Consider the following 10,549-nt stretch of genomic DNA (forward strand, 5'->3'; position numbering starts at 1 on the left):
ACGGAGTCAGACCATGGACTGGTTTCACAACTTGCAAGTCAGAACAAAGCTGGTGTTCTCGTTCTCCATCCTCATGGTGCTGCTGGTGGTGCTGTCGCTCACCAGCTACTACTCCACCAGGACCATGGTGCAACTGGTCAGCAACATGCACGCCAACCAGCTGTTGCCGATCAAGGACATCGCCAACGCCAACATCTATGCGGTCTACCAGAACCGGGCCCTCTATCGCTACATCGGCGAGGTCGACCCGGATCTCAAGGCCCAGGCGTTGGTCAATGTCGACAAGTTCGAGAAGGGGATGTGGGATTTTCTGGTCAGCTACCGCAAGACCTATCTCACCCAGCGGGAGGTGGACCTGCTGACCCGCTTCGATCAGGCCTGGGCCACTTACAAGCAGTACGCCAGCGAGATCCTGAAGCTGGCTCAGACACCGGGCCAGGATGGGGAGCCCGAGCGCAACGCCTTTCGGCTGATGGGTGACAAGGGACGCCCCGCCTTCGACATCGCCGATGGACTGCTGAGCGATCTGGTCAAGGTGAATGCCGAACTTGCATCCCAATCCATGGATGAGAGCCAGGCCATCTATCAGGACAACCTGCAGATCCTCATCGCCATCGCCAGCGCCGCCTTTCTCATCTGCCTCATCCTGGCCCTGCTGGTGACCCGCAGCATATTGCGCCAGCTGGGAGGAGACCCCTCCTACACGGTGCAGGTGGTGGCCCGGGTCGCCGAGGGGGATCTCTCCACCCCGGTGCAGCTCAAGGCCGACGACACTTCAAGCCTGCTCTATGCAATCAAGAGCATGGCCCACCGTCTCTCCGACACCCTCAACGAGGTGGGTGCTATGTCGGAAGCCATCGGTTCGGCCTCCGAGCAGGTGGCCGCCACCGCCAATGCCCTCTCCCAGACCTCTTCCGAGCTGGCCTCCAGCGTCGAGCAGACCAGTGCCTCGGTCGAGGAGATGACCGCCACCGTCAGCCAGAATGCCGACAATGCCAAGGTGACCGAGAACATCTCCACCCGGGCAGCCAGCAGCGCCACCGACAGCGGCAAGGCGGTCGGCGAGATGGTGCACGCCATGAAGGAGATAGCGTCGCGCATCACCGTCATCAACGACATCGCCAACAAGACCGACCTGCTGGCCATCAACGCCGCCATCGAGGCGGCCCGCGCCGGCGAGCACGGCAAGGGCTTTGCCACCGTCGCCGCCGAGGTACGCAAACTGGCCGAACGCTCCCAGACTGCCGCCAAGGAGATTGGTGAGCTGGCCGGGCGCTCGGTCAGCGTCGCCGAGCAGGCGGGCTCCTTGCTGCGTGAAATGCTGCCCGGCATCGATCAGACCGCAACCCTGGTGCAGGAGATCGCCTCCGCCTCCCGCGAGCAGCGGGCCAGCGTCTCCCAGATCAACATCGCCGTGACCCAGATAAGCGACGGCATGCAGGCCTCGGCCGCCTCGGCGGAAGAACTGAGCTCCACCTCGGAAGAGCTGAGCTCCACCGCCCTGCAGTTGCAGGAGCTGATGCAGCAGTTCACCCTGCGCGGCGGCAACACCCGCCAGCCCTATACCCCGCACGGCGGCGCCCATGTCATCCGGCGCAGCAAACCGAAGTCTGCATTCTCCCGCCCCTACCCCTTTCATGAAGAGGATCTGGAGCGAGAGATAGACGATGGCAAGTTCACCAACTACTAGGAGCCGGCGATGAGAGACAAGCTTGCCCCTGACACCAGCGCCCACTTTCACTGCGTCACCTTCATGCTGGGCGGCGAACTGTACGGCATCGACATCGGCTGCATTCGCGAGATCATCGAGTTCGAGGGGATGACCCCGGTACCCATGATGCCGCGCTTCGTGCGAGGCATCATCAACCTGCGCGGCGCCGTGGTGCCGGTGATCGACCTCTCCATCCGTTTCGGCCGGGGCCAGACTCTGCTGCAGCCCACCACCTGCGTCGCCATCCTCTCCCTGCCCAACAGCACCGGCGAGGAGCAGGAGATCGGCATGCTGCTGGATGCGGTCTGCGAGGTGCTGGAGATCCGCAGCGACGCCATCGAGCCGGCCCCCACCTTCGGCACCCACATCCGCGGTGACTTCATTCAGGGGGTGGTCACCATCGATCAGCAGTTCGCCATCCTGCTCGACATGCACAGGGCCCTCTCCATCGCCGAGCTGAGCGCCATGGCCGAGGCGGCCACCGAGCAGCAGTTCTCCCCGGAACAGGGCGGCTGACCATGGTGGCGCCCCCCTTCACGTCCGAACTCACCCCGACTCTCAGCCAGAGCGAGTTCGATCTGTTTCGCCGCTTCATCCTGAATTCGGCCGGCATCGATCTTGCCCCCTGCAAGCGGGCGCTGGTGCAATCCCGGCTCGCCAAGCGGCTGCGGGCACTGCACCTCACCAGCTATCACGCCTACTGGGAGCGGATCAATCAATCCAGCGATCCCCACGAGCGGCAGCTCGCCATCAACCTGCTCTCCACCAACGAGACCTATTTCTTTCGCGAATCCCAGCACTTCAGCTGGCTCAAGCACCATGCCGAACAGCTGCTTGCTACTCGCCGCCAGCCGCTGCGGATCTGGTCCGCCGCCTGCTCCACCGGGGAAGAGGCCTACTCCGCCGCCATGGTGCTGGCCGAACAGCTCGGCATCAACGATCGCTGGAGCATCCACGGCACAGACATCAACACCCGGGTCATCCCCTTTGCCCGCCGCGCCGTCTACTCGGTCGAGCGGGCCCAGCACGTGCCGCCCCATCTGTGGCTGCGCTATTTTCAGCGCGGCCATGACGAGTTCGCCGGCAAGATCCGGGTCAAGCCGGAGCTGGCCGGCAAGGTCACCTTTGCCAACCTCAACCTGCTGATATGCGGCGACTATCCGGAGCGCAACTTCGACGTCATCTTCCTGCGCAACGTGCTCATCTACTTCAATGACGAGACCAAGGCCCGGGTGCTGTCGCAGCTTTGCAACCTGTTGCGCCCGGACGGCTACCTGCTGGTCGGCCACTCCGAGATCATCCGCCAGCAGGATCTGCCGCTGGTGCAGGAGGCCCCCTCCCGCTACCGCTGCCTGCCCCTTCAGCCCAAGGAGCTGCCATGACCATACGGGTGCTTATCGTCGACGACTCGGCCCTGGTAAGAGAGGTACTGACCCAGATGCTGAGCAAGGCGGAGGATATCGAGGTGATCGGCGCCGCCTTCGACCCCATCTTCGCCATGCAGCAGATGAAGAAGTGCTGGCCCGACGTCATCATCCTCGACATCGAGATGCCGCGTATGGACGGCCTCACCTTCCTCAAGAAGATCATGGCCGAGCACCCCACCCCGGTCATCATCTGCTCCTCCCTCACCGAAGAGGGGGCCATGATCACCCTGGAGGCGATGTCGGCGGGGGCCATCTCCATCGTCACCAAGCCCAGCGTCGGCATCAAGAGCTTCCTGCAGCAGTCGGCCAACGACTTCATCCAGGAGATCCGGGGCGCCGTTGGCGCCAAGCTGCGCAATCTGCTGCCCGGTGCCGCCCCGCTGCCGGTCACCCCGAGGCGCAACGCCGACGAGGTACTCTCCCCGCCGGCGGAGCGGATCTCCTTTCGCACCACCGAGAAGATCGTTGCGCTCGGCACCTCCACCGGCGGCACCCAGGCGCTGGAGTATCTGCTCTCCCGCCTGCCCGCCAGCTGCCCGGGGATCGCCATCGTCCAGCACATGCCGGCCCGCTTCACCGCCTCCTTTGCCGAGCGGCTCAACGGCCTCTCCCAGCTGGAGGTGAAAGAGGCCGAGACCGGCGATCGCCTGCTGCCCGGGGTCGCCATCATAGCGCCGGGGGGCAAGCATCTGCTGATCCAGCGCAGCGGCACCCAGTATCTGGCGGAAGTCAAAGAGGGGCCGCCGGTCTCCCGTCACTGCCCCTCGGTGGACGTGCTGTTTCGCTCGGTGGCGGTAAGTGCGGGGCGCAACGCCCTCGGCGTCATCATGACCGGCATGGGGGATGACGGTGCCCGCGGCATGCGGGAGCTGCACGACACGGGCGCACGCACCATCGCCCAGGATGAAGCCAGTTGCGTGGTGTTCGGCATGCCCAAAGAGGCCATAGCCCACGGCGGAGTGGATGAAGTCATGTCCCTCACCCACATTACCCAGACGCTCAGCCGTCCGGATCTACGAGGCGTGTAATTATGTCATTGGAAAAATGGCAAGGCCGCAGTGCCATGGTGGTGGATGATTCCCGCACCCAGCAGTACGAAGTGACCTGCCTGCTGCAGGAGCTGGGGTTCGGCCAGATCCACGTTGCCCATGATGGTCAGGATGCCCTGAACAAACTGCAGCAGCTCGAGCGCATCGATCTGCTGCTGACCGACCTCAACATGCCCGGCATGGACGGAGTCGAGCTCATCAGCAACCTGGAGAAGAATACCCACTACCGGATGTTCGTGGCCGTGATGAGCGGGGTCGAGCGGGACGTGCTGGACGTGATCCACGCCATCGCCGATGCCAGCACCCTGGAGGTGATCGGCGTGCTGTCAAAGCCGCTGCGACAAAGCGATCTGCGCAACATGCTGCAGCATTGCGATCCGCTGGCACACCGGGAAAACAAGAAGTGGATGCAGCTCACCTTCACCGCCGAGGATGTACAGCAGGCGCTGGATAACCGGCAGCTGATCCCCTTTCTGCAACCCAAGGTGCTGATGGCGGACGCCAGTCTCTACGGCTTCGAGGCGCTGGTGCGCTGGATCCATCCCGAGCACGGGGTCATCCCCCCCATCTGCTTCGTTCACCACCTGGAAGAGGGGCAGCTGGCGCTCGATTTCTTCTACCAGTTTCTGCACGCCACCTGCGAGGCACTCACCACCCTGGGCCCACTGTCCGAGCACCCCACCTGCTCCATCAACATGCCGGTCAGCCTGCTGCTGACGGACAAGCTGGTCGAGAACATGATTGCCATCGTGCAGGCCCATCAACTGCCCTGCAGCGCCATCATCATCGAAGTCACCGAGACCACTTTCATGTCCAACCTCGCCATGTCGCTGGGCACCCTGGCACGCTTGAGACTGCGGGGATTCGGCATCGCAATGGATGATTATGGCACCGGCTACTCCTCCATGAAGCAGCTATCTCGCTGTCCTTTCACCGAGATCAAGATTGACAAGGAATTCGTGCACGACGCCCATAGCAGCCCCAAGAAGCTGGCTATATTGACCTCAGCGATCGTCATGAGCCAGAAGCTCAACCTCAAGACGGTCGCCGAGGGAGTGGAGACCGAAGAGGACTGGAAGCAGCTGGCACTGCTCGGCTGCGAACTGGCGCAAGGCTATTACATCAGCCGACCGCTGCCGGTCGATCAGATTGGAAAATGGTTTGCGGAATGGCAGGCCAGAGCGACCTGAGCCGTGTCCCTTTGCGCTATTGAGGAACCCCGCTCTGAGAGGGCGGGATAACAACAACACCGGCAGTATCGACATCGCTGCATGGACGCTTGAAACAAGCATGAGGCTACCATGAACAACCTACTTCGCCAGCTCTCCATCAAGACGCGGCTTATCGTCTCCTTCCTATTGCTGAATCTCATCCTGATCGGGGTCGGCCTCTACGGCAAGCAGAACACCAACACCATCAATGACATGCTCAACGACATGTACCTCAACATCCTGACCCCCATCACGGATGTCGCCAACGCCAACATGCAGGCCATCTATCACAACCGCTCGCTGTTCGATTACGTCATCGAGCCGACCCAAAGCGGCATGGACAAGATTGCCAGGGATATGGATCTGCACGAGCAGAAGATGGCCGCCTTGCTGGACAAGTACCGGGCAACCCAGCTGAGCGAACCGGAGAAACTGGCTCTGGCGGACTTTGACCGCGCCTGGCCGCTCTACAAGGAAGCGGCACACAAGGCGATGGCGGCAAGTGCAGCCAACGACAATGACAGCGCCATCAAGCTGATGAAGGGCGAAGCCGCCACCACGTTTCAGGTGGTGGACGATCTGCTCAGCAAGCTGGTCGACATCAACCAGGGGCTGGGCAAACAGGCATACGATGAGAGCGACGTGATTGCCAGCGACATCACCACCGCCACCTACACCATACTCGCCATCTCGGTGCTGCTCTCCTTGCTGCTGGGCTGGCTGCTCAGCACCAGCATCAACCAGCCGCTGCTCGCCATCATGCAGGATCTGCAGCAACTGGCGCAGGGCCGGCTCACCGCCCCGGATCAGGCTGAGGGCAACGACGAGCTGACCCGCATGCAGCAGGCGATGATCAGCACCCGCCGCAGCCTGCGCGACATCGTCTCAACCATGCAGCATGCCGCCGAAAGCCTCACCGCCAGTGCCTCCCAGCTGGGGGCGGCGGCCGAGCAGGTCAATACCAGCTCCCAGCAGCAATCCCTCGCCACCGCCAACACGGCCGCCTCGGTCGAAGAGCTCACTACCTCCGTCTCCCAGCTCTCCTCGTTTGCCAATCAGGCCAACAGCGTGGTGATGCAATCCGGGGAGATAGCCCAGGCCGGCGAGAAGCAGGTCAAGCACGCCTCCCAGGAGGTGCTCAGGGTCACCACGGCGGTCAACGACTCCGCCAAGCAGGTGCAGGGACTGTTTGACGACATCACCCGCATCAGCCAGATCTCGGTGATGATCCAGGGGGTCGCGGATCAGACCAACCTGCTGGCGCTCAACGCCGCCATCGAAGCGGCCCGGGCCGGCGACATGGGCCGCGGCTTCGCCGTGGTAGCCGACGAGGTACGGACCCTGGCGGCGCGCACCACCCAGGCCACCCAGGAGATCAACGAGATGCTCACCTCCATCCAGCAAGGGGCCACCAGCGCGGTCAAGGGAATGAACGCCTGCTCCGACAGCATGAGCACGGTGCGGGAGACCACCGAGGGATCCAGCGAAACCATGGCCCAGGTGGATCAGAGCTCCCGCAAGGTGGTGGAGCTGATCCAGGAGATAAGCTCCATGCTCCACGAGCAGGCCGCCGCCAGCCAGCTCATCGCCCAGTCGGTGGAAGAGATCACCCAGATGTCGCTGGAGAACGTCTCCGCCGCCGAGAGCGTCAATCACGACGCTTCTCAGCTGACCACCATCATCCAGCAGCTCAATCAGGGCATCGGGTTCTTCAAGGTCTAATAAAAACGCCGAGACCCGCCCGGCCATGGGCCTGGCGGGTCTCTCCCCCTCACCCTGCCATCAAGCTCCCATCTTTACCCTTCCTCTTTGCCACGGGCTCACGACGGCCGGCGCTGGAATGCCGACATCAGCACGGCATCCACTCAACCATCCATCAAAAACAGCCCAAAACAGCCTCATTCCCCTCCCGTTTGGAGGGACAAAACCAGTGATAAATACTGGGTCATAGGGAGCCAGAGAAAGCGTTGGCAGGCAAATTTATACAGAGGAATATCCCGTATTTTGCGCATTTACACATTCTTATTCGCCACATAATTTACCAACCAAAAAACAACTGATAACATCTTTTTACATTTTGAAGCATATAAAACAACATGATTCAGTGGCCCCCCCGTTTGCTCGTCGCGGCAGCCAGGATCACCGGATCAGGATTGAAACCAGCAGCCAACTTCTCATCGAGCAGACACCCGACCCCATGATGAACACAGTTACGGCCAGCATCGATATCGATGCACTCCAGCACAATTTCGCCGTGGTGCGCCGCCATGCCCCCCACAGCAAGATCATCGCGGTACTCAAGGCCAATGCCTATGGCCACGGGCTGCTGCCGGTGGCCCATGCACTCGCCCAGGCCGATGCCTATGCGGTGGCCAGGGTCGAGGAGGCGCTGGTGCTGCGCGCCAACGCCATCACCAAGCCCATTCTGGTGCTGGGAGGCTTCTTCAGTGCCGAAGCGCTGCCGCTGCTGGCGAAACACGAACTGCAAACCACCTTGCATACCTGGGAGCAGCTGGCACTGCTCGAGCAGGCCAGTCTGCCCGCCCCCATCAAGGTGTGGCTCAAGCTCGATACCGGGATGAACCGGCTCGGGCTGCGCGCCGAAGAGTTGCCCGCCTTCATCGAGCGGCTGAGCCATTGTCGCAACGTGGTGCAGCCGTTCCATCTGATGACGCACTTCAGCCAGTCCGATGAACAGGATACCCAGGCCACTCAGTTGCAGATTGAGGAGTTCAACCGCCTCTCTGCTCATCTGCCGGGCGAGCGGGCCATGGCCAACTCCGCCGGCATCCTCGCCTGGCCGGCATCGCGCAGCGACTGGATCCGGCCCGGCCTCATGCTCTACGGCGCCTCCCCGTTTACGGGTCAGCTCGCCGCCGACCATGACCTGCGCCCGGTCATGACCCTCAAGAGCCAGCTCATCGCCACCCGCGCCTGCGCGCAGGGCGAGGCGGTCGGCTATGGGGGACACTGGGTGGCGGATCGAAATACCACCCTCGGCGTGGTGGCGGCGGGCTACGGGGATGGTTACCCCCGCATGGCGCCCGAAGGAACCCCCATGCTGATCAATGGCCGCCGGGTACCCATCGTGGGTCGGGTTTCCATGGACATGATCACCGTCGATCTGGGACCGACGGCCCGCGACAAGGTGGGAGACGAGGTGACGCTGTGGGGGGAAGGGCTGCCGGTGGAACAGGTGGCCGAAAAGATAGGCACCATCCCCTACGAGCTGCTGACCCGCCTGACCAGCCGGGTCCATCTCAGGCATTGCGACAAACGCGAACAGATGCCGATGCTGAAGCTGGCCTGAGCAGCGGGTACGGGCCTGCAATGTGGGCCCTGTTATGCTCTCATCAGGCAATAAGTTGGCCTCTCCTCATGACAGGAGCTGCAATACCGCGGCAGGAACGCCCTTCCTCTCAGCGTTGGAATCAAGGGCGCCCCTGCTGCCGGGTTCAAGGAAGATCGAAGCCGACCAGGCTCTGCTCGATGCGGGCGTCAGGCATCATGCGCCGCAGCCCGTCCACCAGCCTGGCACCGGCCTCCTGCAACGCCGCCAGCGGCATCTCGGGCAGGCTCTCCAGAATGAACCACATCTGTCTGGCATCGCTATCCAGGCGCGTTCTCACCCCCTGACGCCAGTTCCAGCGCCGGCAGGTAACGCCCAGATCGTCGCGCCAGATCACCTCGCCCGCCTCCGGGCACTCCTGCGCCGGCGCTCCCTCTTTCATGGTGTCAAAGGCTTCGCTGCCATCGGCAATGACCAGCCGGGGCGTCCCGACATAGGCGGCCAGGTTTTCCCCGCCGACCGGAAGGGCGTAGGCGAGGCTGATGGCGTTGTAGAGATCCACCACGGGATCGATGCTCGGCAGGGCGCCATCACGCAGCACCCGCTTGCGCAGGGCATCCGCCGAACAGGGAGTACGCTGGGGCTTGGCGCCAAACCCCTTGAATACCTCGGCCCAGGCGGCCAGATGCGCCTCGGTCCAGGGCGCGGGGTCGTGCAGAACCCGCTGGCAGGCCTGCGCCAGCTCCTCCGCGGCGATGGCCGGATTGACGATCTCGTCGGTCTGCAGGGTAATGCTGATAGCCCGAAATCCCGGGGCCAGCGTCGCCAGCGCGGGAGCGATTGACGGTTGTACCGATCTCATGGAATATCCTTATATCGACTATTTTATTTCATGATAATGACCGATGACCAAGAGAGTCAATATAACGACCGATGCCGGCGCCGATGTGGGGCATGTCACTGCCGCCGTCTCCCGCCGGCTCAAGGAGTACAGACAACAGGGCCGACTGTCGCTCGATGAGCTGTCGCGCCGGGCCGGGGTGAGCAAGGGGATGCTGGTCGAAATCGAAAAGGGGGCGGCCAACCCCAGCATCGCCATCCTGTGCAAGCTGGCCGCCGCGCTCGGGGTATCGGTTGCCGATATCGTCGACGTGGCCAGCACCCCGACGGTGCACCTGATCGAGCCGCAAGCCATCCCGACCCTGTGGCAGGGCCCGCTCGGCGGCTCGGCCCGCCTGCTGGCCGGCACCCGGGGGCCGGACATGATCGAGCTGTGGCACTGGCAACTGTACCCCGGCGAGCAGTTTGACTCTGACGGCCACCCGCCCGGCACGGTGGAACTGTTTCATGTCGAGCAGGGTACCCTGCAACTGCAGTTGGGGGAGAGCGAGCTTGCCGTCACTCAGGGTTGTTCGGCCGTGGCCCGCACCGACCTGCCCCACGCCTATCGCAACGCAGGCGACAGCGTGCTGCGCTTTACCATGACGGTGGTGGAGCCGCACGGCTGAGGCTGGTCGCTGCGAGGTGACAAACCGTATCCTGATAAACAACGCCTCCTGATAAACAAAAGGCCCCATCTTGCGACGGGGCCTTTGCCAATTGGTGGCGAGCACGGATATTGCTGCGCCCAAAGCAAAAAACCGACCATCAGGTCGGTTCTTCAATATGGATGGGCTATGGGTCGGGATTTACTCGCGCCATCCCTGGCGCTCGCCCTGCGGGGGGCAGCCTCTGGCCGTCCGGATGGGCTATCCGGCCCATCTGTCGAACCAGGGCTCGAACCGAGCCGCCCGTCACCGGATAAAGTAAAAGGGCCTGTCTTGCGACAGGCCCTTTTACTTTATTTGGCGGTGAGGGAGGGA

General features: G+C 62.8%; 9 protein-coding genes. 8 read left to right on the forward strand and 1 reads right to left on the reverse strand.

Going from position 1 to position 10,549, the window contains the following annotated elements; translation table 11 throughout:
- The first annotated feature begins 13 nt into the window (after nt 1–13).
- From OKB87_RS02580 to alr, 7 genes are all read left to right on the forward strand, one after another.
- Nucleotides 14–1,690, forward strand: a complete 1,677-nt coding sequence (locus OKB87_RS02580; RefSeq protein ID WP_270826355.1) for a methyl-accepting chemotaxis protein — start codon at nt 14–16, stop codon at nt 1,688–1,690.
- A 9-nt stretch (nt 1,691–1,699) separates the two neighbouring features.
- On the forward strand, nt 1,700–2,227 hold the full coding sequence (locus tag OKB87_RS02585; RefSeq protein ID WP_011706355.1) for a chemotaxis protein CheW: 528 nt from the start codon (nt 1,700–1,702) through the stop codon (nt 2,225–2,227).
- Between the two features lie 2 nt (nt 2,228–2,229).
- Complete coding sequence (locus tag OKB87_RS02590; RefSeq protein ID WP_270826356.1) at nt 2,230–3,093, forward strand: CheR family methyltransferase; 864 nt, start codon at nt 2,230–2,232, stop codon at nt 3,091–3,093.
- Entirely contained in the window at nt 3,090–4,166 is a 1,077-nt protein-coding gene (locus OKB87_RS02595; RefSeq protein WP_017408151.1) for a protein-glutamate methylesterase/protein-glutamine glutaminase, read from the forward strand. The genes OKB87_RS02590 and OKB87_RS02595 overlap by 4 nt, the downstream gene beginning before the upstream one ends.
- A gap of 2 nt (nt 4,167–4,168) precedes the next feature.
- Nucleotides 4,169–5,377 carry an EAL domain-containing response regulator gene (locus OKB87_RS02600; RefSeq protein ID WP_270826357.1) on the forward strand — a complete coding sequence of 403 codons (1,209 nt, stop codon included), beginning with the start codon at nt 4,169–4,171 and terminating at the stop codon, nt 5,375–5,377.
- A gap of 111 nt (nt 5,378–5,488) precedes the next feature.
- Entirely contained in the window at nt 5,489–7,120 is a 1,632-nt protein-coding gene (locus tag OKB87_RS02605) for a methyl-accepting chemotaxis protein (RefSeq protein WP_139390999.1), read from the forward strand.
- A 475-nt stretch (nt 7,121–7,595) separates the two neighbouring features.
- A complete protein-coding gene (gene alr, locus OKB87_RS02610; protein WP_270826358.1) occupies nt 7,596–8,708 on the forward strand; it encodes an alanine racemase in 1,113 nt (370 codons plus the stop codon).
- 145 nt (nt 8,709–8,853) lie between these two features.
- Here the strand turns inward: alr and OKB87_RS02615 are convergent, their stop codons facing one another.
- Nucleotides 8,854–9,549 (reverse strand): B3/B4 domain-containing protein, encoded by a 696-nt coding sequence (locus OKB87_RS02615; protein ID WP_270826359.1) that lies wholly within the window; start codon nt 9,547–9,549, stop codon nt 8,854–8,856.
- A 43-nt stretch (nt 9,550–9,592) separates the two neighbouring features.
- On the opposite strand from OKB87_RS02615, the gene OKB87_RS02620 reads away from it, so the two are divergent.
- A complete protein-coding gene (locus OKB87_RS02620; protein ID WP_139750555.1) occupies nt 9,593–10,195 on the forward strand; it encodes a helix-turn-helix domain-containing protein in 603 nt (200 codons plus the stop codon).
- Nucleotides 10,196–10,549: the final 354 nt, after the last annotated feature.

This window comes from Aeromonas sp. Y318-1 (assembly GCF_027706125.1).
Lineage (GTDB): Bacteria > Pseudomonadota > Gammaproteobacteria > Enterobacterales > Aeromonadaceae > Aeromonas > Aeromonas hydrophila.